Source organism: Roseivivax sp. GX 12232 (assembly GCF_021272185.1).
GTDB lineage: Bacteria > Pseudomonadota > Alphaproteobacteria > Rhodobacterales > Rhodobacteraceae > Roseivivax.
The window spans coordinates 103,584-125,962 of record NZ_JAJSEC010000010.1 but is presented as its reverse complement, the minus strand read 5'-3'; the positions used below and the strand labels follow the sequence as shown (position 1 = coordinate 125,962).

Annotated in this window: 17 protein-coding genes; 11 read left to right on the top strand and 6 right to left on the bottom strand. The window is 70.1% G+C overall.

Annotated features, from left to right (window positions below; genetic code table 11):
• Nucleotides 1–679 precede the first annotated feature (679 nt).
• The 5 genes from pcaD to LR948_RS16055 are packed head-to-tail and all read left to right on the top strand — an operon-like array spanning nucleotide 680 to nucleotide 5,804.
• Nucleotides 680–1,465 carry a 3-oxoadipate enol-lactonase gene (pcaD, locus tag LR948_RS16075; protein WP_232755104.1) on the top strand — a complete coding sequence of 262 codons (786 nt, stop codon included), beginning with the start codon at nucleotides 680–682 and terminating at the stop codon, nucleotides 1,463–1,465.
• Nucleotides 1,465–2,175, top strand: coding sequence for an alpha/beta fold hydrolase (locus tag LR948_RS16070; RefSeq protein WP_232755103.1), 711 nt, complete (start codon nucleotides 1,465–1,467; stop codon nucleotides 2,173–2,175). The genes pcaD and LR948_RS16070 overlap by 1 nt, the downstream gene beginning before the upstream one ends.
• Nucleotides 2,172–3,509: a lyase family protein gene (locus LR948_RS16065; RefSeq protein ID WP_232755102.1), complete on the top strand. Its 1,338-nt coding sequence runs from the start codon at nucleotides 2,172–2,174 to the stop codon at nucleotides 3,507–3,509. The genes LR948_RS16070 and LR948_RS16065 overlap by 4 nt, the downstream gene beginning before the upstream one ends.
• Nucleotides 3,510–3,516: 7 nt before the next feature.
• Nucleotides 3,517–4,728 carry an MFS transporter gene (locus tag LR948_RS16060; protein WP_232755101.1) on the top strand — a complete coding sequence of 404 codons (1,212 nt, stop codon included), beginning with the start codon at nucleotides 3,517–3,519 and terminating at the stop codon, nucleotides 4,726–4,728.
• Nucleotides 4,725–5,804, top strand: coding sequence for a zinc-binding dehydrogenase (locus LR948_RS16055; protein ID WP_232755100.1), 1,080 nt, complete (start codon nucleotides 4,725–4,727; stop codon nucleotides 5,802–5,804). The genes LR948_RS16060 and LR948_RS16055 overlap by 4 nt, the downstream gene beginning before the upstream one ends.
• A gap of 499 nt (nucleotides 5,805–6,303) precedes the next feature.
• Here the strand turns inward: LR948_RS16055 and LR948_RS16050 are convergent, their stop codons facing one another.
• Both LR948_RS16050 and LR948_RS16045 read right to left on the bottom strand, forming a co-directional pair.
• Entirely contained in the window at nucleotides 6,304–8,205 is a 1,902-nt protein-coding gene (locus LR948_RS16050; protein ID WP_232755099.1) for an acyl-CoA synthetase, read from the bottom strand.
• Nucleotides 8,206–8,356: 151 nt separating this feature from the next.
• The gene (locus LR948_RS16045) at nucleotides 8,357–10,336 is read right to left on the bottom strand and encodes an enoyl-CoA hydratase-related protein (protein WP_232755098.1); all 1,980 of its coding nucleotides are present in this window, start codon (nucleotides 10,334–10,336) and stop codon (nucleotides 8,357–8,359) included.
• A gap of 1,046 nt (nucleotides 10,337–11,382) precedes the next feature.
• On the opposite strand from LR948_RS16045, the gene LR948_RS16040 reads away from it, so the two are divergent.
• Complete coding sequence (locus LR948_RS16040) at nucleotides 11,383–11,814, top strand: TIGR01244 family sulfur transferase (RefSeq protein ID WP_232755097.1); 432 nt, start codon at nucleotides 11,383–11,385, stop codon at nucleotides 11,812–11,814.
• 170 nt (nucleotides 11,815–11,984) lie between these two features.
• Here LR948_RS16040 and LR948_RS16035 read toward each other — a convergent pair whose 3' ends face one another.
• From LR948_RS16035 to LR948_RS16020, 4 genes are all read right to left on the bottom strand, one after another.
• Nucleotides 11,985–14,684: a sensor histidine kinase gene (locus tag LR948_RS16035; RefSeq protein WP_232755096.1), complete on the bottom strand. Its 2,700-nt coding sequence runs from the start codon at nucleotides 14,682–14,684 to the stop codon at nucleotides 11,985–11,987.
• Entirely contained in the window at nucleotides 14,681–14,968 is a 288-nt protein-coding gene (locus tag LR948_RS16030; RefSeq protein WP_232755095.1) for a hypothetical protein, read from the bottom strand. The genes LR948_RS16035 and LR948_RS16030 overlap by 4 nt, the downstream gene beginning before the upstream one ends.
• Nucleotides 14,965–15,336 carry a response regulator transcription factor gene (locus tag LR948_RS16025; RefSeq protein ID WP_232755094.1) on the bottom strand — a complete coding sequence of 124 codons (372 nt, stop codon included), beginning with the start codon at nucleotides 15,334–15,336 and terminating at the stop codon, nucleotides 14,965–14,967. Before LR948_RS16025 ends, LR948_RS16030 begins: the two co-directional genes overlap by 4 nt.
• A gap of 90 nt (nucleotides 15,337–15,426) precedes the next feature.
• The gene (locus tag LR948_RS16020; protein WP_232755093.1) at nucleotides 15,427–16,755 is read right to left on the bottom strand and encodes a short-chain fatty acyl-CoA regulator family protein; all 1,329 of its coding nucleotides are present in this window, start codon (nucleotides 16,753–16,755) and stop codon (nucleotides 15,427–15,429) included.
• 221 nt (nucleotides 16,756–16,976) lie between these two features.
• Here LR948_RS16020 and LR948_RS16015 point away from each other — a divergent pair, with 221 nt between their 5' ends.
• The 5 genes from LR948_RS16015 to LR948_RS15995 all read left to right on the top strand — a co-directional run bounded on the left by LR948_RS16015 (nucleotide 16,977) and on the right by LR948_RS15995 (nucleotide 22,288).
• Nucleotides 16,977–18,341 carry a substrate-binding protein gene (locus tag LR948_RS16015; RefSeq protein WP_232755092.1) on the top strand — a complete coding sequence of 455 codons (1,365 nt, stop codon included), beginning with the start codon at nucleotides 16,977–16,979 and terminating at the stop codon, nucleotides 18,339–18,341.
• A 128-nt stretch (nucleotides 18,342–18,469) separates the two neighbouring features.
• Entirely contained in the window at nucleotides 18,470–19,501 is a 1,032-nt protein-coding gene (locus LR948_RS16010; RefSeq protein WP_232755091.1) for a branched-chain amino acid ABC transporter permease, read from the top strand.
• A gap of 4 nt (nucleotides 19,502–19,505) precedes the next feature.
• Nucleotides 19,506–20,708: a branched-chain amino acid ABC transporter permease gene (locus LR948_RS16005; protein WP_232755090.1), complete on the top strand. Its 1,203-nt coding sequence runs from the start codon at nucleotides 19,506–19,508 to the stop codon at nucleotides 20,706–20,708.
• Between the two features lie 12 nt (nucleotides 20,709–20,720).
• Entirely contained in the window at nucleotides 20,721–21,476 is a 756-nt protein-coding gene (locus LR948_RS16000; protein WP_232755089.1) for an ABC transporter ATP-binding protein, read from the top strand.
• A 56-nt stretch (nucleotides 21,477–21,532) separates the two neighbouring features.
• Nucleotides 21,533–22,288, top strand: coding sequence for an ABC transporter ATP-binding protein (locus LR948_RS15995; RefSeq protein WP_232755088.1), 756 nt, complete (start codon nucleotides 21,533–21,535; stop codon nucleotides 22,286–22,288).
• The last annotated feature ends 91 nt before the right edge of the window (nucleotides 22,289–22,379 follow it).

Here is a 22,379-nt window from a genome sequence, read left to right as displayed (position 1 = left end):
AGGGGCGCGGCGGCGGAGCGATTTGCATGCGGGGCCCTAGTGGGGCGGGCGGCTGGCGGCCGTTGGGCGGTCGCGTCGTGTGGCACCGAGCGGCGGGGCGCTGCGCGTGACGGGCGCGGCGGCGGAGCGATTTGCATGCGGGCGCGACGGGGCGCTGCGCGTGAGGGGCGACGCGGGGCGCCCTGGCAGAACCGCCGGGTTGACGCCGCTCGGGACACACCCGCGCCCACTCCCCTCTCAACCCGCCCCACCAGAGGGCGCGCGCCGGACCGGGGGCCGGCGCTGCTGACTTCAGCGCTATGCGCTTTATCCCGGCCAGGTCAGGGCTAGAGGCATGCTAAGCGCGCCACCTACAAGAGCGCCGGCCCAAGGGGCCGGTCCGGCGCGCGCCCGGCATCTTCGATGCTGTTCGGGCGCAAGACGGTGCTGGCTTGCATGGCGGGTGCGGGGAGCATTCGGGGCCCTGCTTTTGACAGCTCGCGGGGCGAGAAAGGCAATGCCCGCCGCGCGATGCGTGACCATCTCTGGCGATGCTCCGAAGCCAGTGCGAGGCAAGCGCCACAAACCAATCCCTACCATCAGCACCCCCCTCCCAAACCACCCCCACACCCCCTCCCCCGTTTCCTTCCGCGCCGAAGCCCGCTAGGCATGACCCCGAGGACACTTAGGGAGGCCCGCCATGAAGATCGCCGAGCTCGACGGCATCCGCCTGCACTACCGCGAGGACGGCGACCCCGACGGCCCGCCGGTGGTCTTCGGCAACTCCCTCGGCACCGACCTGCGGCTCTGGGACCAGCTCCTGCCGCTCCTGCCTCAGGGCTACCGCTACATCCGCTACGACAAGCGCGGGCACGGGCTTTCGGACTGCCCGTCGGGGCCCTACCCGATGGGCACGCTGGTGCGCGACGCCGAGCAGCTGATCGAACACCTCAAGGCGGACAACGCCATCTTCGTCGGCCTCTCCATCGGCGGGCTCATCGCCCAGGGGCTCGCGGCGAAACGGCCCGACCTCCTACGCGGCATCGTGCTGTCGAACACCGGTGCCAAGATCGGCACCCGCGAGATGTGGGACGACCGCATGGCGGGGGTCCGAAAAGGCGGCATCGAGGCGCTCGCCGATCCCACCATGGAGCGCTGGTTCTCCGCGGCCTTCCGCACCACCGCGCCCTTCCACGCCTGGCGGCACATGCTGGTGCGCCAGCCGCAGGAGGGCTACCTGGGCTGCTGCGCGGCCATCGCGGGCACGGATTTCTACAGCACCACCGCGGCCATCACCCTGCCCGCGCTCGGCATCGCGGGCTCCGAGGACGGCTCGACCCCGCCCGACCTCGTGCGCGAGACGGTGGAGCTGATCCAGGGCTCGGAGTTCCGGCTGATCCGCGGCGCGGGCCACCTGCCCTGCGTCGAGGCGCCCGAGACCTACGCGCGCCACCTGACCGACTTCCTGACCCGCGTGGCGGGCTGATGGCGCGCTTCCTGCTCGTGCACGGCTCCTGCCACGGCGCCTGGTGCTGGCGCGACCTGCGCCCGGCGCTCGAGGCGCTGGGGCACGAGGCCCGGGCCATCGACCTGCCGTCGCATGGCGCCGACCGGACCCCGCTCGGGGAGGTCACGCTCGACGCCTACGCCGAGGCCATCGAGGCCGCGATCGACGGGCCCACGATCCTCGTCGGCCATTCCATGGGCGGCTACCCGATCAGCCGCGCCGCCGACCGCGCGCCGGATCAGATCACCCGGCTTGTCTACCTCTGCGCCTATGTGCCCTGGCCCGATTTTTCGCTGGTCGAGATGCGCCTCCGCGCGCCGCGCCAGCCGATCATGAAGGCGCTGGAGAAATCCGCCGACGGCCAAAGCTTCTCGGTGATCCCCGAACACGCGCGCGAGGTCTTCTACCACGACTGCCCCGAGGCCTCCGTGGCCTTCGCGCTCGAGAACCTCTGCCCGCAGGCGATCCTGCCCCAGGCCACCAAGCTCACGCTGGGGCCGAACTGGCAGGCCCTGCCCCGCAGCTACATCCTCTGCGAGGAGGACAGCGCCATCCCGCCCGAGTTCCAGGCCGAGATGGCAGAAGATTTCCATTCAGACGACGTGATCCGCATGCCGACCAGCCATTCGCCCTTCTTCTCCGACCCCGCCGGGCTCGCCCGCCACCTCGACCGGATCGCCCGGACATGAGCGCCGCGCTTTTCGACAGTGCCCTTTACGGCAAGCTCGTGCCGACCGGCGAGGTCGGGCGGCTCTTCACCGACAGCGCCGAGGTGCGCGCCATGATGATCGTCGAGGGCGCGCTGGCGCGCGTCCAGGGCGCCGCCGGGCTGATCCCCGAGGTCAGCGCCAAGGCGATCCACCGCGCCTCGCTGGAACTGCAGCTCGACCCCGCGGGCCTCGCCGAGGCGACGGGCCAGAACGGCGTGCCGGTGCCCGCGCTGGTCAGCGCCTTCCGCGAGCTGATGCAGGCGCCCGAACATGCGCAATACGTGCATTTCGGCGCCACCTCGCAGGATGTGACCGACACCGCGCTGATGCTGCGGCTGCGCCAGGTGCTGGGCCATTACGAGACCGCGCTCGACCGCGTGATCGCCGCGCTTGCCGCGCAGGCCGAGGCCCATGCCGAGACGCCCATGGCCGCGCGCACCTATCTTCAGCACGCCACGCCCACGAGCTTCGGCGCGCTGGCCGCCGCCTGGGGCTGGCCGCTCCTGGAGCTGCGCGAGGAACTCGCGGCGCTGAAGACCGGCCTCTGGGTCTCGCTGTCCGGCGCGGCGGGCACGGCCTCGGCGCTGGGGCCCGACCCTTCGGCGCTGCGGGCCGAGCTGGCCCAAGCGCTGAACCTCGAGGATCCGGGCCGGAGCTGGCACACCGACCGCACCCCGATCCTGCGCCTCGGCGCCTGGATCGCGCGCATCACCGGCGCGCTGGCCAAGCTGGGCGAGGACCTGACGCTGCTCGCCGCCTCCGAGACCCGCGAGGTCACGCTGGGCGGCACCGGCGCCTCCTCGACCATGCCGCAGAAGCAGAACCCGGTGGCGCCCTCGGTCCTGACCATGCTCGGCACCCATGCGGGCGGGCTTGCCCAGACGCTGACCACCGCCGGGCGCCAGCGCCACCAGCGCGACGGGGCGGCCTGGTTCACCGAATGGATGGTGCTGCCGCAGCTCTGCCTGGCGGGCGCCGCTGCGCTCGAAACCGCGGGGCCGCTGCTCGAGGGGCTCGCGCCCCGGACCGAGGCCATGGCCGCGACCCTCGCGGGCGCCAAGGGGGCGCTGGCCGCCGAGGCGCTGTCCTTCGCGCTTGCCCGCGAGATGCCGCGCCCCGAGGCCCAGGCGGCGATGAAGGCCCTGGCCCGCGAGGCCGCCGAGAGCGGCGCCGACCTCGTGGCCCTGGCCGCCGAACGCCACCCCGGCATCACGCCCGCCGATTTCACCCCCGAGGCGCTGCTGGGCACCGCCCCGGCCGAGGCCCGCGGCTTCGCCCGCGCCGCCCGCATCCCCCCCGCCGCCGGGGGATGAGAGGGCGATGAAGGCGGCCAAGCTCTTCCTCGTCTCCACGGTGGTGATCGACGCCATGGGCGTCGGGCTGATCATGCCCGTCATGCCGGACCTCCTGCGCGAGATCACCGGCAGCGACATCGCCAATGCCGCGCTCTGGGGCGGGCTTCTGTCCACCGTCTTCGCACTCATGCAGTTTCTCTGCGCGCCGCTCCTGGGGGCGCTCTCGGACCGCTTCGGGCGGCGGCGGGTGCTGTTTGCCGCGCTCGCGGGCATGTCGCTCGACTACCTGGTCATGGGCTTTGCCCAGACGCTCTGGCTGCTGGTCCTGGGCCGGATCGTGGCGGGCGTGACCGCGGCCACCCAGTCGGTCGCCTCGGCGGCCATGTCCGACCTCTCGCGCCCCGAGGAGAAGGCCGCGAACTTCGGCCTGATCGGGGCGGGCTTCGGCATCGGCTTCGTGATCGGCCCGCTCCTGGGTGGGCTCCTGGGCGAGTTCGGCACCCGCGCGCCCTTCTTCGCCGCCGCGGGGCTTGCCGCGCTGAACCTCGCGATCGGCTATCTCGCCCTGCCCGAGACCGTCACCGACGCGCGCCGCCGCCCGATCGATCCGCGCCGCCTCGACCCGCTGGGCGCCTTCCGGGCGCTCGGGCGCATCCCCGGCACCTCGCGCGCCATCGCGGTCTTCTTCCTTCTGCAGATGGCCTTCTTCGTCTACCCGGCGATCTGGTCCTACTACGGCGTGGCGCGCTTCGGCTGGGACCCGGGGCTGATCGGGCTGTCGCTCGGGATCTTCGGGATCTCGGCGGCGATCATGCAGGGCGGGCTGATCCGCCTGGTGCTGCGTTACCTCGGTGAACGCGGGACGGTGATCTACGGGCTCTGCATGAACGCGCTGGTCTTCGTGCTGCTGGCGCTGCTGCAATCGGGCACGCTGGTGCTGATCCTGGTGCCGCTCGCAGGGCTCGCCGCGGTGACCAGCCCGGCGATCCAGGGGCTTGTGGCGCGCGCCGTGCCCGACGACGAACAGGGCGCGCTGCAGGGGCTCTTCTCGGCCACCGGGGCGCTGGCGGCGATCCTCTCGCCGCCGATCATGACCACGACCTTCTTCTGGTTCACCCGCGGCGGCGAGGGCTTCGCCGGCGCACCCTTCCTGCTGTCCGTCGGACTGCTGGCCGTCGCGCTGGGGCTGATGCTCGCCCCCGGCGGTCCGCGCATCTCAAAGGAGGCCCCCGCATGAGCCGCATCACCGCCGCCGTCGTCACCGAGTTCGGCCAGCCCATGCAGATCGAGGAGCTCGAGCTCTGCGCCCCCCGCGCGGGCGAGATCGAGGTCGAGATCGAGGCCGTCGCCATCTGCCATTCCGACATCGCCTTCGCCGAGGGCGGCTACGGCGGCACCCCGCCCCTGGTCCTGGGCCACGAGGCCGCCGGCCGGGTCCGCGCCTGCGGGCCCGGGGTCACCGACCTCGCGCCCGGCACCCGGGTGGTGCTGACCCTGATCCGCGCCTGCGGATCCTGCGCGACCTGCGCCTCGGGCCAGCCGACGCTCTGCCGCACGCCCGCGCCGCATCCAAGCCCGCTGTCGCGCCCCGACGGCACGCCCGTCGCCGCCGAGATGGACTGCGGCGCCTTCGCAAGCCGCGTGGTGATCCAGCGCAGCCAATGCGTCGCGGTCCCCGAGGAGATGCCCGGCGAGGTGGCCGCCCTCCTCGGCTGCGGGGTGATCACCGGCATCGGCGGCGTGGTCAACGCCGGCGGGTTGCGCCCGGGCGAGGACGTGGTGGTGATCGGCGCCGGCGGCGTCGGGCTGAACGCCATCCAGGGCGCCCGGCTCGCCGGCGCCCGGCGCATCCTGGCCGTCGACATGAGCGAAGAGAAGCTCGAGACCGCCCGCGCCTTCGGCGCCACCGACGGGGTGCTCGCGAGCGGCGACCGCCCCTGGCGCGAAGCGACGCGCGCGCTCGGCAAGGGCGCCGACCTCGTGGCCGTGACCGTTGGCGCCACCGCCGCCTACGAGGCCGCCCCGCGCTACCTCGATTTCGGCGGCCGCGTGGTCATGCTGGGCCTGCCCCACGCCGGGGCCGAGGCCGCCTATGCCCCCTTCCGCCTGGCCTATTCCGGCCAGCGCATGATCGGCTCCAAGATGGGCGACGCGGTGATCGCCCGCGACATCCCCTGGATCGCCGATCTCTGGGCTCAAGGGAGGCTGAAGCTCGAGGAGCTGATCTCGGGCCGCTGGAGCCTCGAAGAGATCAACGCGGCCGTCGCGGACACGAAAAGCGGGGCGGCGCGGCGGAACGTGATCTTGTTCTGAGTTTGGGCGTCGGGCTGGGCTTTTGTCCGGCTCGTTGGGCTATTTCTCGAGGCTTTGGCTGTGTTTGGCGGGGCGGGCGGAGCCGCCCCCGGGGGCGGCAGCGAGGGCTCTGCCCTCGCGCTCCCGGAGTATTTTCAGCCCGGCCATGCGCAAGAAAGAGTTGCGCTTCGGGGGCTGACTTGGGGTGCGCGGTTGGTGGGGGGAAGCCGCCCTCGTTGGGGCGGCCACGAGGGCGCTGCCCTCGGGCTCCCGGGGCGGTTTGGGAGCGCTGTGCTTTGGGGGTGTGGTTGGGCTGGGCCGAGGGGGCGCGGCCGGTTGGCCCGGCGCGTTCAGTGGCGCGGCGTTTTTGGTGGGGCGGCGGCCGATCGGTTCGGCGCACACGGTGGCGCGGCGCTCTTGGAGAGGTGGCGGCGCGGCCTGCGGCCTTGGGCCAGGCGGCCCCTTAAGCAGGGCCCGGGGCGCGCGCCGCCCTTTGTGGTGAGGGCGGCGCGCGTTGGGGTTACTCGGCGGCGACGCGGCCTTCCTCGGCCCATTCCCAGGGGCGGGTGAAGGCGGAGAGCACGCCGGCGACATCGGCTTCCGAGGCGCCATGGGCGGTGACCTGCGCCACGAGGCCGCGTTTCTTGTCGTCGATCACACCGGCGACCCGGGCCGGCACGCCCTGCTCCTCGAGCGCGGCGTTGTAGATCCGGGTGATCGCGCGCTTGCGAAGGTCGGGCTTGAAGACCTTGCCCACCGCGGTCTTCGGCAGCTCGTCGAGGATGCCCAGGTATTTCGGCTGGGCGGCGCGTTCGTGCACATGGGTGCGGCAGTGCTCGAGCAGCGCCTCCTCGGTGACATCGCCGCCCTCGACCAGTTCGACATAAGCGCAAGGTAGCTCGCCCGAATGCGCGTCGGGCTGACCGATGGCACCGGCGAAGGCCACCGCGGGATGGGTGAGCAGCGCCTCCTCGATCTCGGCGGGGTCGATGTTGTGGCCGCCGCGGATGATCAGGTCCTTGGCCCGTCCGGTGATCCAGAGGTAGCCGTCAGCGTCGATCCGCCCGAGATCACCGGTGCGCAGGTAGATGCCCTCGTGGAAGAGGTCGCGGTTCTTGTCGACCTCGGTATAGGTCGAGCCGGCATAGACCCCGGGGTTGGAGATGCAGATCTCGCCGATCTCGTCGGTGGCGCATTCCACCGGCCCCTCGCCGGTCTGGCGCACGATCTTCACGTCCGTATAGGGGAAGGGTATGCCGATCGAGCCGACCTTCTTCTCGCCGTCGGGCGGGTTGCAGGACACCAGGCACGTGGCTTCGGTCAGCCCGTAGCCCTCGACCACGGTGACGCCCGAGGCGGCCTCGAAGCGCTTGAAGAGCTCGAGCGGCATCGGCGCGGAGCCCGAAAACGCGGTCTTCACCGAGGAGACATCGGCATCGACCTTGCGCTGCATGAGCGCCGAGACCGCCGTCGGCACGGTGATGATGAAGGAGATCTTCCAGCGCTCGACCAGCTTCCAGAAGTTGTCGAAGACGCCCTCGCCCCGGTAGCCCTGCGGGGTCGGGAAGACCACATGCGCCCCGGAGGCGACCGCCGCCATGAGGATCACGTGGCAGGCGAAGACATGGAAGAGCGGCAGCGGGCAGATGATGTTGTCCTCTTCTGAGAAGAGGAGCCTGTGCCCGAGCCAGCCGTTGTAGATCATCCCCGAGTAGAGATGCTGGGCGACCTTGGGCATGCCGGTGGTGCCGCCGGTGTGGAAATAGGCCGCCACGCGGTCCTCGTCGGGGTCCTCGAAGGCCAGCTCGCGCGGCTGCTTCGCCATCTCGGCGGTGAAGCTCTTGACGTCGGCATGGCTCGATCCCGCGAGCTTCGGCCGGACCAGCGGCACGATCCAGGACTTCGGCGGCGTCAGGTAGCGGTTGAGGTCGACCTGCAGGATGGTCGTCACCCCGGGCGCATGGCGCACCGCCTCCTGGACCTTCTGAGCCACGTCGGTCTTGGGGAAGGGCTTCAGCGTGACCACCACCTTGGCGCCGGTCTCGCGCAGGATGGCGCCGATCTGCTCGGGCTCGAGCAGCGGGTTGATCGGGTTGGCGATCCCCGCCACCGCGCCGCCGAGCAGCGCGTAGATCGTTTCGTTGGCGTTGGGCAGCACATAGGCCACCACGTCGTCCTTGCCGATGCCGAGGCTGCGGAAGAGGTTGGCCGCCTGGGCGGTGCGCTCGCGCAGCTCGCGCCAGGTGACGGTCTCGGCCTTGTCGGTCGGGCCCGAGAAGATCTGGTAGCTCACCGCCGGGCGGTCGGGGAACTTGCCCGCGGTCCGCGACAAGAGGCCGTACAGCGTCTTGGGCAGGTCGCGTTCCGCCCAGGGCATCTCGTTTTCGATGGCGTCGCGGTCCGCAAAGGAAGCAAAGCTCATGGGGGTCCTCCCGTTCTCTCCCGGGGCCGAGTGTGGTGGGAGCGGCGAGTCCATGCAAGCGATTGAACGCCACGGCAAAAGCCGCGTGACGCGACGTTCGGGAGGGGGTGCGATGTGCGCGGCGGGTCAGCGCGCAGGCGGGCGCACGGGTTCAGCCCGGGGGATCGCAGAACCCCTGCCCGTTCCGGGCGCGCGCGGCCCAGAGCGGATGCGGCGCGAAGAGCGCGGCATCGGGATGGTCCTGCGCTTGCAGAAGGCCGCGCAACCGGGTCAGCCCGGCGAGATCGGCGGCTTTCATCGGCCCGCCCCGGTGCCGCGGCAGGCCCTGGCCAAGCACCAGGGCCAGGTCGATCTCCTCGGCGCGGGCGACCATGCCCTCTTCCAGGATCGCGGCGCCTTCGTTGGCCATGACCGCGATAAGCAGCGTGATCAGAGTCTCGGGCGGCAGAGGGGCCGCGCGCGGGCGGCGGGCGTCGATGAGCGCGCGGACCGCCGCGTCGGGGCGTGGCCCCTCGGGGCCATGGGCGTAGAAACCCGCGCCAGAAGCGGCGCCTTCGCGGCCGGCGTCGCGCAGAAGGCGGCTCCAGTTCTCCGCCCCTTCCGCGCGCGGCGCCTCGGAGAACTCCGCCAGCCCGCGCAGGTCGCGTGCCTCGAAAGGCGGGCGGGCCCAGCCCCAGGCGCGCAGGGCGGCGTCCAGGGTCTCGGGCGCCTGGCCCATGTCTATGAGCGCATCGCAGGCCCGGTGCAGGACGGCCATGACCCGCTCGGTGACCGAGGGGCCAGAGGTGCGGACCTTCAGGGTGACCTTGCCGAGCGCCCGGCCCAGCGCCTCGGCCCGGGCGAGCTGGGCGGGCTCGGCGCGCGGGCCCACCAGGAGCTCCAGGAGCCGGCTGTCCGGCGCGGGCGTGCCGAAGCGCAGGGCCAGCCCCTCGACCGCGCCGGGGAAGGCGCGGAGCCGGGGCACGCCCTCGGGCAGCGCCACCGCCCCCTGCCCGCGCGCCGCCAGCAGCGCCACCTGCGCCTCGGTGACCATGGCGGTGCTTTCCCCGAGCCGCAGCCGTTCGAGCCGCGTGGTCAGCGTCGCCTCGTCGACCCGGCCGCTCTGCCGTGCCGCCTCGAGCGCGCGGCGCACCTCGCCCATGGCGCTGCGCAGCATCTCGGGGTCGCGGGTGCCCCAGTCGACCGCAAGCCCGCGGTCGAGCGCGGCGATCACCAGCTGGGTGGCGAGCGGCCCGCCGCCAAGAACCGCGATGCGGCGGATCTCGGGCGCGGACCCGGCGGCTGCGGTCGCGGCCAGCGCGCGCCGCTCGGCGGCGTAGAGATGGCGCAGCGCCCGGCTTTCGTCCGAGCCGGCGAGCGTCTCGAAGGCATCTGCCTCGCGGGCGAGCCCGGCCTCGAAGGGCAGAAGCTGCGCGGCCTCGAGGCAATCGACCAGCGCCTGGGCCGCCTCCCCGTGCCCCCTCGCCCGGGCGCGCGCAGTGGCCACGGCCTGCTGGTAGCGGCCCGGATCAGCCAGCCCCTGCCGGCGGGCGGAGGTCGGACGCGGGCCGATGCCCTTGGCGCGCAGCGTCTTGCAGAAGCGCCGGGCGGCCTCGACCGGGGGGCCGGGCACCACCGCATCGGCAAGCCCCTTCAGGCTTTCGAGCCGGAAGGGCAGCGCCCGGCCCGAGAGCATCAGCTCGGCCGCGGGCCCGGCCCCGAGGATGCGCGGCAGCCGCTGGGTCGCGCCGCCATGGGGCACGAGGCCCAGCGAGACCTCGGGAAAGGCGATGCGCGCCTCGGGGTCCGCCAGCCGGTAATGCGCCGCCAGCGCCAGTTCCGCCCCGCCGCCCAAGGCCAGCCCGTGCAGCGCGGCGACCACGGGCTTGGGGCAGTCCTCGATGGCACGGCACAGCGCCATGAGGCCGGGGCCCGCCTCGGGGGCGCCGATCTCGCCGAGGTCGAGCCCGCCGCAGAACATCCGCCCGCCCCCGGCCAGCACGATCGCGAAGACCTCGGGGTCGGCCTCGGCCTTTGCGAAGGCTTCGGCGAGGGCGGCGCGCAGCGCGGCAGTCAGGGCGTTGGCGGGCGGATGGGAGAAGGTGAGGACCGCGGTGCCCTCCGCGTCCTGCCGCTCGACCAGTTCCGCCATCTCGGCCCCCTTGCTGCCCTGCCCGCCGCGCGCCCCGGGACGCTTCGCCTTGACCTAAGGGAAGGCGATTTGGCCCAAGTTCTCCACGAGGTTATCCACATGTATGGCGGAAAGCCCCGGGGGCCGACAAGCACCCGCGCGGGTTGCCGGGGGGTGGGGTGTGTCGCGGTGTGCTGGGTGCGATTAGCGGGAGCGGGTTGTGTTGGCTGCGCGGCGGGCTGGAGCGGTGGTGTTCTGGGTGATGTTTGCGCTCTGGCGGTTGGATTGGCTCCGGCGGTTGGATGGTGGTTTGAGTGACAGGGTTTGCGCCTTTGCGAGGAGCCGAGCTTTGGCCGGAATTGCAAAGGCTTGCGGGGTAACGTGAAGCGGGCTTTTTGTATGGCGATTAGTGCTTGTGTGGTGCCAGCCCCTCTCTCGCAAGTCGGCGTCGGGCCGCTCGGTCAAGCCGATAACCATATGAGTAAAAACATCTTTACTTGTCGCGCTTGGTGAGGGCCGGGGCGTTTCGACCCCGAGTCGGGAGGGTGGCGCGTGGCGCGACTTCGGAGAATGTGTGCAGATTGGCCGGGGTGAGATGGCCGGGTGACGCGGCTAGTCAGGCCGACCCGCAAGGCGGGGTCGGGACTTCCTTTAGCAAGCGCCGTTCCGTCCTGGGTTCGCAGGGTTAGGGCGTGGCACGGACCGGATCGCCCCTGCCCGCCTTTGACCGGACCAATTGGGGAACCGGAAAGCCAATCCGACGCAGAAAACGGCCAATCACGCCGCACGTCCTTCAGGTTGTTGCGCGGCCACCTGCGCGGCGGATTAATCGGAGTTTGCGACGCAGCATTTCGGAGGGCGGCGGGAAACCTTCCCCAAGCTGGCAAGTCGGCCCTTTTGGCGCTCTGCGGCACGGGGCACGCGCGAGGTCTGCGCGCAAGGAACCCTCCTCCCAAGCCCCCAACCACGTCGCTAGCCACCCTGCCCGATCCCGTCCCACGGGTCTTTCCCGCGCCGACTTCTCCCGCCATCTGGACAGAACCCGCGTGGCAGAGTAATTCGGGGCCATGGAAGCAAAGCGCGTCACCGATACCTATTTCGTCAGCCCGCAGATCGGCGTGGAGGATGTCTCCGCCATCGCCGAAGCCGGCTTCACCCGGGTCATCTGCAACCGGCCCGATGCCGAGGTGCCGCCGAGCCACCAGGCGGATGCCATCGGCGACGCGGTGCGCGCGGCGGGGCTCGAGTTCGAGGTGCTGCCGCTGACCCATCAGACCATGACGCCCGAGAACATCGCCCAGCAGGAAGCACTGGTCGAAGGCGCGGGCGGCAAGGTGCTGGCCTATTGCGCCTCGGGCACGCGCTGCAGCGTGGTCTGGGCGCTCTCCAAGGCCGGGCAGATGCCGGTCGAGGAGATCCTGCGCCAGACCGCCCAGGCGGGCTATGACCTGAGCGGGCTGCGCCCGACCCTCGACGCGGTGGCCGCCCAGCGCGGGTGAGCCTCGTTTGGGTAATCGTTTCAGTGAAAGCGGCGGGCCGTCCCGTTCTGACAGCGTGAGACTGCGCGGCTCCAGAGCCTTTGCAGGCTCGGGCCGAGATCACCGGGACACCGCCCCAAGCCTCCTCCGCCTTCCTTAGACGGCCTCCGCCTTCCTTAAACGCCCCCGCCCTACTCCGCCGCCGCCAGCGCCGCGCCGCGGGGCAGCATCACGCGGAAGGCCGCGCCACCCTCGCCCGGCATATAGGCGATGGTGCCGCCCAGCCGCTCCAGCACCTGCCGGCAGATCGCCAGCCCCAACCCCGCGCCGCCGGCCTTCTGATCGGAGATCCGCGAGAACTTCTCGAAAATCACGTCGCGGGCCTCGCGCGGGATGCCGTGGCCGTTGTCGATGAAGTCGATCGCCAGGCTCTCGCCCAGGTCCTGCACGCGGATGGTCAGCCGGGGCCGCGCCGCTTCGCAGTATTTCTGCGCGTTGGAGATGAGGTTGATGAAGACCTGCGCCAGCCGGTCGAGGTCGGTGGTGATGGCATGGTCCTCGGTCGCGCGGTTGCGGCGGATCTCCATGGCGCCCTTGCCCTCGCCCGCCGCCGCCGAGGCCACCGCCCGGTCGAGCACCTCGGAGAGCCGCCCCTCGCGCAGGTTCAGATGCACCCGACCGTTCTCCATCACCGAGAGGTCGAGGATGTCGTCGAGAAGCCGGGTCAGCCGGATCGCCTCGTCGTGGATGATCGAGGCGAATTTCGACTGCTCGGCCTCGGAAAGCCCGCCCGAGTCGCGCAGGATCTCCGAGAAGGCCCGGATCGAGGCCATGGGCGTGCGCAGCTCGTGGCTGATCTGGCTCAGGAAGCTGTCCTTCTGCACCGAGAGACGAGTGAGCTTGTCATTGGCCTCGCGCAGCTGCCGCGCGGTGCGGGAGAGCTCGGCCGACTGGGTCTCTAGCCGGGCGGAATATTCCATCAGCTGCGCGGATTCGTCGGCCACCGCCATGAGGTCCTGCACCGAGACAGAGGTGCCGCCGACGATCTGGCCGATCATCGCATGGGCCGTCGCCGCCCCGACCGAACCCGCGAGCTCGCGCTCCAGCGTCTCGAGGAAATCGGGCCGGGGTTCGGGCAGGTCGCCCCGCCCGCCCTGGGCGCGGGCCTCGCGGGCAAAGAGCGCGATGGCCTCCTGCGGGCCGAGGATGCGCTGCGCCATGATCAGCAGGTCCTCGGTCTGGGCCACGCCCGAGGCCCAGCTGCGCGGGCCGCCGGAATGCTGGAAGATGTTCACGAACTGCGCCCCCTGCAGCCGCTCCACCGGGCTCGGAAAGCTCAGGACCGAGCCGCCGAAGAAGGCCAGCGAGTTGAGCGAGAGCGACCACAGCAGCGCATGCAACATCGGGTCGATGCCGCCGATGCCAAAAAGCGCCTGCGGGCGCAGCCAGGAGAGCCCCGCCGGCCCCTCGGCCATGAGTGTCTCGGAGAAGATCGGCAGCCCGATCGAGGGCAGGAAGAAGGTGTAGAGCCAGATCACCGAGCCGGTCACCAGCCCCGCGATGGCCCCGGTGCGGGTCGCGCCCCGCCAGAAGATGCCGCCGATCATGGAGGGCAGCACCTGCACCACGCCCACGAAGGAGATGATGCCGATCGCCGCCAGCGCCGCGCCGCCGCCCGAGACGGAGTAATAGACGTAACCCAGGAGCACGATGGAGACGATCGAGACCCGCCGTGCGGTCAGGACCACGTTGCGCACGTCGCCCGAGATCGAGGCCCGCCCGCCGGTCAGCCGCAGCCAGAGCGGCATGACGATGTGGTTCGACACCATGGTCGAGAGCGCGATGGCCGCGACGATCACCATGGAGGTCGCCGAGGAGAAGCCGCCGAGGAAGGACAGGACCGCCACGCCCTCGGCCCCCTGGCTGAGCGGCAGGGTCAGCACGAAGAGGTCGGGGTTCGAGCCCTCGGGCAGCAGGTCCAGCCCGACCACCGCGATCGGCATGACGAAGACCGACATGGCCAGGAGATAGGCCGGGAAGGCCCAGCTTGCGGTGCGCAGGTGGTCCTCGTCGGCGGCCTCGACCACCAGCACCTGGAACATCCGCGGCAGGCAGAGGAAGGCCGCGCCCGACAGGAAGATCAGCCCCGCCCAGCGCCCGCCGTCGATCTGCCACTGGCCCAGTTCCGACGCTTCGATCCGCGCCAGCGTCTCGGGCACCCCGCCCGAGAGCCCCCAGACCACGAAGATGCCCACGGTCATCAGCGCGAAAAGCTTGACCACCGCCTCGAGCGCGATGGCCATGACGACGCCGTGGTGCCGCTCGTTGGCGTCGAGGTTGCGGGTGCCGAAGATCACCGTGAACAGCGCAAGCCCCAGCGCCACCCAGAAGGCCGTCGGGCTGTTGCTGGCCCGCGCCTCGGCGCCGGCGCCCGCTGTGGTCGAGGCGCCGAAGACCTCGAAGGAGACGGTGACGGACTGAAGCTGCAGCGCGATATAGGGCGTCGCGGCGACGACCGACAGAAGCGTCACCAGCACCGCCAGCAGGTTCGACTTGCCGAAGCGCGAGGAGATCAGGTCGGCGACCGAGGTGATGCGCTGCGAGCGGCCGATCCGCACCAGCTTGCGCAGGAGCCACCACCAGCCGAACATCACGATGCTGGGCCCGAGGTAGATCGCCACGAACTCGAGCCCGCTGCGCACCGCCGAGCCCACCGCGCCGTAGAAGGTCCAGGCCGTGGCATAGATCGACAGCGACAGCGTGTAGACCAGCGGCGAGCGCAGCCAGCGCCCGCGCCCGAGCCGCGCCAGCCGGTCGGCGGTGAAGGCCACCGCGAACAGCAGCACCACATAGGCCAGGCAGATCGCGACGAGCCCGTTGAAGGAGATCATTCCAGACCGCGCTCGGCTTCGGCGGCGTCGCGCAGGGTCAGCCGCCGCGACAGGAGCGCCCCGGCCACGATCAGCAGGATCCAGACCGTGAAGACATAGACCAGCGCGCTGCCCATGAGCGGCGCCTCTTCGCCCGAACGCGGCCAGAGCAGCGGCACCAGCCAGGCGAAGATCCCGATCACCGGCAGAAGCCGCGCCGCGTCCTGCAGCCGCCGCCGCCGATAGGTCTGCCGTTCGAGGAAGAAGGCCGGCGGCCGGGCCCGGGGATCGGGCGGCTGGCTCATGCCGCGGGCACCATGGCGCGCACCGCCTCGAGCACCTCGGTGTTGGAGAAGGGCTTGGTCATGAAGCGGTCGGCCCCGGCGCGCAGCGCCAGCTCGCGATCCTTGTCCTGGCCCCGCGCGGTCAGCATCAGCACCGGCAGGCCGGAGAGCGCGTCGTCGTTGCGGATCTCCTGCAGGACGTCGTAGCCGCTTTTGCCCGGCAGCATGACGTCGAGGATCACCACGTCCGGCGCCTCGCGGCGGATGCGGTCGACCGCGTCGCGGCCCGAGACATGGGATGTGACCTGCCAGCCGTCCCGCGACAGGATGAAGCTGATCGCCTCGATGATGTTGGGCTCATCCTCGATCAGCAGCAGTCGTTTGGACATGCAAGGCGGCCTCCCCTCCCCCTGTGCACCTTCTGGGCGGGCCCGTCCCCGCGGGCCGTGACGTTTTTATGAAGAAGCCGCGCGCCGCTGTCAAAAGCCTGTGTCGCGCTCGGCCGCGAGGATCGTCGGCTCGCGGCGGCCGGGGCAATCGCGGCGCGGGCAGATCCGGCAGTTCACGCCGACGGGCTGCGGTGCGGCGGCCTCTCTGTCCTCCTCGGGGCCGTCGGGCAGGACCAGCATCACCGCCTCGTAAAGCGGCGGCCGGTCGAGGCGCGGCGACTCGGCGGGTTCGGCCACGGCAAAGGCGCGCACGGTGCGGGGCGGCCGCCCCGGCTGTTCGAGCCGCGCGGTGAGCGGCACGCCGGGGCGGTTCAGCGCGGCGTAAAGCGGCCAGAGCGGGCAGCCCGCCCCGAAGCGCGGCAGCGGGAAATCGGCGATCGGCTGGCGCGCGGTCAGCACCCCCGAGGCGTCGCAGATCACCAGCCCCGGGCGCGCGCCCTCGGCCTCGGGCATGGCTGCGAGCCGCCGCATCACCCGCCCGATCGGCTGGCCGAGCCGTGCGGCCAGCGCCACCGGATCGGGGCCCAGCGCGTCGCGCGCGGTAGCCAGCGCCTCGGCGGGCAGCGCCGCGATGTCGGCCGCCGCCCGCGCCAGATGCGCCGTCAAAAGCCCCGCCGCCGCCTCCGAGGCGCCCTTGGAGAGCCGCGCGGCCAGGGCCTCGGGCGTCTCCTCCCCGGCCTCGAGGCTCGGGAAGGCATAGCCCTCGCCGCCCAGGATCGCGTCGAGCTCCTCCTGCGGGGCGGTGGCCTGCTGCGACTTCGGCTCGTCGCCGGCCTCGAGATAGGCCACCAGCGCCCGCGAGGTCTCGGCCAGAAGCCCGCTGTCCTCGTAGATGTTGCGGTGAAAGCGGCCCTGCCATTCGGGCGAGATTTCCCCGGGCTCGGCCAGGATCGAGGCCGCCGAGCGGATCGCCGTCACCCGGCTCAGCATCTCGTGCAGCGAGGCGGCGAGCTGGGGGTCATGGGTCAGCCGGTCCGAGAGCGTCTCGACCGCGCGTTCGAGCGTGCCCACCCGGCGCTCCTTGGCGGCCAGGAGCCCGGCCCAGCCGGGGAAGCGCCCGGCGAACTCGTCGACCCGGTCGAGCTCGGCCTCGCCCGCGCCCGCCTCCCCGGAGGAGGCCGCCTCGCGCAGGCTCTGCACCAGCGTCGCGCCTGCGCCTTCGGTCAGAAGCGCGGGCTCCACGTCGAGAAGCCGCGCGATCTCGACCAGGAGCTTGCCGCCGATTCTGCGGCGGTTGTGCTCGATCAGGTTGAGGTAGCTCGCCGAGATGTCGGCGGCCCGCGCCAGCTCGGCCTGCTTGAGCCCCGCGATGATCCGCCGCTCGCGGATCCGGCTCCCGGTCAACGTGTCCCGCGCCATGTGATAACCCCCTTGCGTGCAAGGCCTTTCTGCGCCGCAACATAAAGCAATTTACAGTTTACAATAGTATTCTGTTAGGTCTTTCACAAAAAAACTGTTTGCGACAAGGCAGTTGTTGATCGGTTTTCGAACATGCCCGCATAATCGCTTTGCACGTGATCCGTGCCTTTGCGGCGGGCTTGAGGAGGCCCTCCCGCAAAATCCATCAAGGGAGGATGTTTATGTCCAAGTATAACGTGACACGCCGCGGCGTGCTGAGAACCGGCGCCGGTGCAGCGGCCGGCCTGACCCTGCCGACCTATCTTCGCGCCGCCGCGCATTCGGGCTTCACCAATGCGCCCACCGGCGACACGGTCACCCTCGGCTTCAACGTGCCGCAGTCCGGCCCCTATGCCGACGAGGGCGCCGACGAGCTGCGCGCCTATCAGCTCGCGGTCGAGCACCTGAACGGCGAAGGCGACGGCGGGATGCTGCAGACCTTCTCGAGCCAGGCGCTCGAGGGCACCGGCATCCTCGGCAAGAAGGTCGAATACGTCACCGGCGACACCCAGACCAAGTCCGACGCCGCCCGCGCCTCGGCCCGCTCGATGATCGAGAAGGACGGCGCGGTGATGATCACCGGCGGCTCCTCCTCGGGCGTCGCGGTGGCCGTGCAGGCGCTCTGCCAGGAGGCGGGCGTGATCTTCATGGCCGGCCTGACCCACTCCAACGACACCACCGGCAAGGACCGCAAGGCCAACGGCTTCCGGCACTTCTTCAACTCCTACATGTCCGGGGCCGCGCTGGCGCCGATCCTCGTCGACCAGTACGGCGCGGACCGCAAGGCTTACCACCTGACCGCGGATTACAACTGGGGCTACACCACCGAAGAGGCCATGGCCTCCTCGACCGAGGCCCTGGGCTGGGAGACCGTGAACTCGGTCAAGACCCCGCTGACCCAGACCGACTTCTCGTCCTATATCGCGCCGGTCCTGAACTCGGGCGCGGATATCCTCGTGCTGAACCACTACGGCGGCAACATGGTGAACTCGCTCACCAACGCCGTGCAGTTCGGCCTGCGCGAGGCCCAGGCCAACGGCAAGCAGTTCGAGATCGTGGTGCCGCTCTACTCCGAGCTCATGGCCCGCGGCGCCGGCCAGAATATCGCCGGCATCCTCGGCTCGCAGAACTGGGACTGGAAACTCGAGAACCAGCTGGGCGAGCGCTACAAGGGCACCAATGCCTTCGTGAAGTCCTTCGGCGAGAAGTACGGCTTCCCGCCCTCCCAGGCGGCGCATACCTGCTACGTGCAGACGCTGCTTTACGCCGATGCGGTCACCCGCGCGGGCTCGTTCGAGCCCTGCGCCGTGGTCGAGGCGCTGGAAGGCTTCGAGTTCGACGGCCTGGGCAACGGCCCGACGCTCTACCGCGCCGAGGACCACCAGTGCTTCAAGGACGTCGTCGTGGTGCGCGGCAAGGAGAACCCGGAGAACGAGTTCGACCTGGTGGAGATCGTCGAGGTCACCCCGACCGAGCAGGTCACCTATGCGCCCGACCACCCGCAGTTCTCGGGCGGTGCCCTCGGGTCCTGCAACAACGGCGCGTGATCGCCGGGTCCTGACGCCCAGCGCGTGAGACCCAGAGCCCGGGGGCGGTGCGGCCGCCCCCGGCCATCCGACCGCAGGGGCGCGGTCGCTTCCGACCTCAGAGAATCCATACGGGGGGCCTTCCAGCCATGGATCAGTTCATCGTCCAAGTCCTCAACGGGCTCGACAAGGGATCGGCCTATGCGCTGATCGCGCTCGGGCTGACCCTGATCTTCGGCACGCTCGGCGTGGTGAATTTCGCCCATGGGGCGCTTTTCATGCTGGGCGCCTTCTGCGCGGTGATCTTCTCGCGGCTGATCAGCCTGAGCCACGAGATCGTGGACGAGACGCGGACCGACTTCCTCGGCAATCCGATGACCGTCGACGTGCCCTATATGCACGACATCTTCGGCCCCGAGCTCGGCGCCTCGATCATCGACTGGGCGGTGCCGCTGGCGATCCTCTTCTCGATCCCGGTCATGATCGGCGTCGGTTTCGCCATGGAGCGCGGCCTGATCAAACATTTCTACAAGCGCCCGCATGCCGACCAGATCCTGGTGACCTTCGGCCTCGCCATCGTCCTGCAGGAGATCATCAAGGCCTTCTTCGGCGCCAACCCGATCCAGACCCCCGCCCCCGAGGCCTTCACCGGCAGCTTCGATTTCGGCGTCTGGCTGGGCTACGACCCGCTGACCATCATGTATCCCTACTGGCGGCTGGTGTATTTCTTCTTCGCCGCCGTGGTCATCGGCGCGGTCTTCGCCTTCCTGCAGTTCACCACCTTCGGCATGGTGGTCCGCGCCGGCATGGCCGACCGCGAGACCGTCGGCCTGCTGGGCATCGACATCGACAAGCGCTTCACGCTGATGTTCGCCATGGCCGCCTGCGTGGCGGGGCTCGCGGGGGTGATGTATGCGCCCATTGTCGCGCCGAACTACCACATGGGCATGGACTTCCTGGTCCTGAGCTTCGTCGTGGTGGTGGTCGGCGGCATGGGCTCGCTGCCCGGGGCGGTCTTCGCGGGGTTCCTGCTGGGCATCCTCGAGAGCTTCGCCTCCATGCCCGCCGTGGTCGACCTGCTGCCCGGCATCAACCAGATCGTCATCTACCTCGTCGCGATCATCATTCTGCTGACCCGTCCGCGTGGCCTCATGGGCCGCAAGGGCGTGATGGAGGAGTAAGTCCATGCTCGGTATCAAAGGTAAGGACCTGTCGGTCTTCCTGCTCGTGGCGATGCTGGCCCTGCTGGCGCCCTTCCTGCTGAACCCCTTTCCGGTCGACAGCGCTATGGCGCAGTTCAACGCGGGCTACCCCGACCTGATGCAGCGCTTCGTGATCTTCGGGATCTTCGCGATCGGCTTCAACATCCTCTTCGGGCTCACGGGCTACCTGTCCTTCGGCCATGCGGCCTTCCTGGGCGTCGGCTCCTACGCGGCGATCTGGATGATGAAGCTGGTGTCGCTGAACATCATCCCGGGCATCATCATGGCGATCATCTTCGCTGCGCTCTTCTCGGTGGTGGTGGGCTACATCTCGCTGCGCCGCTCGGGCATCTACTTCTCGATCCTGACGCTGGCCTTCGCGCAGATGTCCTACGCGCTGGCCTATTCGGTGCTGACCCCGATCACCGGCGGCGAGACCGGGCTGCAGATCAAGCCGGGCGACGACCCGCTCCTGTCCAACCTCGCCGAGGGCGAGATCGGCCGGGCCAACCTCTTCGGGCTCGAGATGGGCGATAGCGCGATCCTGCGCGCCGGCGGCTGGGAGTTCACCATGAACGTCGGCTACTACGTCTGCGCGCTGGTGATGCTGGTGGCCTTCTACCTGGCGATCCGCATCTTCCGCTCGCCTTTCGGCATGATGCTGCGGGCGGTGAAGTCGAACCAGCAGCGGATGAACTACACCGGCCTCAACTCGCGCCCCTACACCCTGGCGGCCTTCGTGATCTCGGGCATGTATGCAGGGCTCGCCGGTGGCCTGATGGTCGCCATGGACACCCAGGTCGGCCCCGAGCGGATGTTCTGGACCGCCTCGGGCGAGGTGGTGCTGATGACCATCCTCGGCGGCGCCGGCACGCTGATCGGCCCGGTGCTCGGCGCGGGCTTCATCAAGTACATGGAAAACATCGTCTCGAAGATCAATTCGACCGTCCTGCACGAATGGTTCGCCTTCCTGCCCGACGGGATGGAGGATTTCCTCGTGACCATCTTCTACCCCTTCGTGGGCAAGGGCTGGCACCTGACGCTGGGCCTGATGTTCATGGCGGTGGTGATCTTCCTGCCCGGCGGCCTCGTCGAGGGCGGCCAGCGGATCGCCTCGATCTTCCGGCGCGGCAAGAAGTCCGGCGCCGGGGACGAGAGCGCCAAGCAAGAAACCCCCGCGGAATAAGGAGCGCGATCCATGGGTATCCTCGAAGTCAAGGATGTGAACAAGCGCTTCGGCGGGCTCCAGGCGCTGGGTGACGTGAACCTCTCGGTGGCCGAGAACACGGTGCATGCGATCATCGGGCCGAACGGCGCGGGCAAGTCGACACTGCTCAACTGCCTCGTCGGCAAGCTCATCCCCGACACCGGCTCGGTGATGTTCGCGGGCCAGTCGGTCCTCGGCCGCAAGCCCTATGAGATCAACCAGATGGGCATCAGCCGGGTGTTCCAGACGCCCGAGATCTTCGGCGACCTCTCGGTCCTCGAGAACATGATGATCCCGGTCCTGGCCAAGCGCGACGGCGCCTTCAAGCTGCGCGCGATCGAGAACGTCCAGGACGAGGGCGAGCTTCTGGCCGAGGCCGAGCAGATGCTCGACGAGGTCAAGATGCTCGACAAGCGGCACATGCATGCGGCCTCCATGTCGCGCGGCGACAAGCGCCGGCTGGAGATGGCCATGTGCCTGATCCAGCGGCCGAAGCTCCTGCTGCTGGACGAGCCGACGGCGGGCATGGCGCGGGCCGACACCAACAACACCATCGCCCTGCTGAAGGAGATCAAGGAGAAGCGGGACATCACCATGTGCATCATCGAGCACGACATGCATGTGGTCTTCTCTCTGGCCGACCGGATCACCGTGCTGGCCCAGGGCACGCCCCTGGTCGAGGACACGCCCGAGCGGATCAAGGGCCATCCGAAGGTGAAGGAAGCCTACCTGGGCGAAGCGGCCTGATGGGCCCGCGCCCCGCGCAGACCTCAGCGCCGGCGCATTGAGCAAAGGATACAGCGATGAACGAGCGTCCCGATTTTTCCCGCAACGCCAACCGGGCCGAAACCTCTCCCGCCTTCCTCTCGGTCTGGGACATGCATGCCTATTACGGCGAGAGCTACATCGTGCAGGGGATTTCCTTCAACGTGCACGAAGGCGAGATCCTGGCCCTCCTGGGCCGCAACGGCGCCGGCAAGACCACCACGCTGCGCTCGATCGCGCGGCTCGACAACCCGCAGGTGCACCGCGGCGAGATCTGGCTCGACCACCAGCCGCTGCACAAGATGCGCGCCCATGAGGCCAGCCAGTGCGGTCTGGGCCTTGTCCCCGAGGACCGCCGCATCATCCCCGGCCTCACCGTTGAGGAGAACCTGCAGCTGGCGCAGATCCAGCCGCCGATCGGCTGGTCGCTCGACCGGCTCTACGAGCTCTTCCCCCGCCTCGGCGAGCGCCGCCGCCAGGAGGGCGTGACCCTCTCGGGCGGGGAACAGCAGATGCTCTCGATCGCGCGGGCCTTGGCGCGCGACATCAAGGTGCTTCTGCTCGACGAGCCCTACGAGGGCCTCGCCCCGGTGATCGTCGACGAGATCGAGAAGACCCTGCGCCACGTCAAGGACCAGGGCATGACGACGATCCTGGTGGAACAGAACGCCGTGCGCGCTCTGCAGCTTGCGGATCGCGCAATCATCCTCGACACCGGCTCCGTCGTCTACGACGGTACCGCCGCGGAGGTGCTCGAGAACGAGGAGCTCCGGCACGAATATCTCGCGATCTGAGCCCCACTCGGGTCGCGGCACAGCGTGAACGAAGGTCGGGGCTGCTGGCCCCCGGCCTTTTTCCTATCACGCACCCGGGGGCCGCAGGGCC

Excerpts from the sequence above, each read along its gene's own strand:
- LR948_RS16065 (WP_232755102.1), top strand. The coding sequence starts at position 2,172 with ATGAGCGCCGCGCTTTTCGACAGTGCCCTTTACGGCAAGCTCGTGCCG.
- LR948_RS16070 (WP_232755103.1), top strand. The coding sequence starts at position 1,465 with ATGGCGCGCTTCCTGCTCGTGCACGGCTCCTGCCACGGCGCCTGGTGC.
- LR948_RS16035 (WP_232755096.1), bottom strand. The coding sequence starts at position 14,684 with ATGATCTCCTTCAACGGGCTCGTCGCGATCTGCCTGGCCTATGTGGTG.
- LR948_RS16020 (WP_232755093.1), bottom strand. The coding sequence starts at position 16,755 with ATGGCGCGGGACACGTTGACCGGGAGCCGGATCCGCGAGCGGCGGATC.
- pcaD (WP_232755104.1), top strand. The coding sequence starts at position 680 with ATGAAGATCGCCGAGCTCGACGGCATCCGCCTGCACTACCGCGAGGAC.
- LR948_RS16060 (WP_232755101.1), top strand. The coding sequence starts at position 3,517 with ATGAAGGCGGCCAAGCTCTTCCTCGTCTCCACGGTGGTGATCGACGCC.
- LR948_RS16040 (WP_232755097.1), top strand. The coding sequence starts at position 11,383 with ATGGAAGCAAAGCGCGTCACCGATACCTATTTCGTCAGCCCGCAGATC.
- LR948_RS15995 (WP_232755088.1), top strand. The coding sequence starts at position 21,533 with ATGAACGAGCGTCCCGATTTTTCCCGCAACGCCAACCGGGCCGAAACC.
- LR948_RS16015 (WP_232755092.1), top strand. The coding sequence starts at position 16,977 with ATGTCCAAGTATAACGTGACACGCCGCGGCGTGCTGAGAACCGGCGCC.
- LR948_RS16010 (WP_232755091.1), top strand. The coding sequence starts at position 18,470 with ATGGATCAGTTCATCGTCCAAGTCCTCAACGGGCTCGACAAGGGATCG.
- LR948_RS16055 (WP_232755100.1), top strand. The coding sequence starts at position 4,725 with ATGAGCCGCATCACCGCCGCCGTCGTCACCGAGTTCGGCCAGCCCATG.
- LR948_RS16030 (WP_232755095.1), bottom strand. The coding sequence starts at position 14,968 with ATGAGCCAGCCGCCCGATCCCCGGGCCCGGCCGCCGGCCTTCTTCCTC.
- LR948_RS16000 (WP_232755089.1), top strand. The coding sequence starts at position 20,721 with ATGGGTATCCTCGAAGTCAAGGATGTGAACAAGCGCTTCGGCGGGCTC.
- LR948_RS16005 (WP_232755090.1), top strand. The coding sequence starts at position 19,506 with ATGCTCGGTATCAAAGGTAAGGACCTGTCGGTCTTCCTGCTCGTGGCG.
- LR948_RS16050 (WP_232755099.1), bottom strand. The coding sequence starts at position 8,205 with ATGAGCTTTGCTTCCTTTGCGGACCGCGACGCCATCGAAAACGAGATG.
- LR948_RS16025 (WP_232755094.1), bottom strand. The coding sequence starts at position 15,336 with ATGTCCAAACGACTGCTGCTGATCGAGGATGAGCCCAACATCATCGAG.
- LR948_RS16045 (WP_232755098.1), bottom strand. The coding sequence starts at position 10,336 with ATGGCGGAACTGGTCGAGCGGCAGGACGCGGAGGGCACCGCGGTCCTC.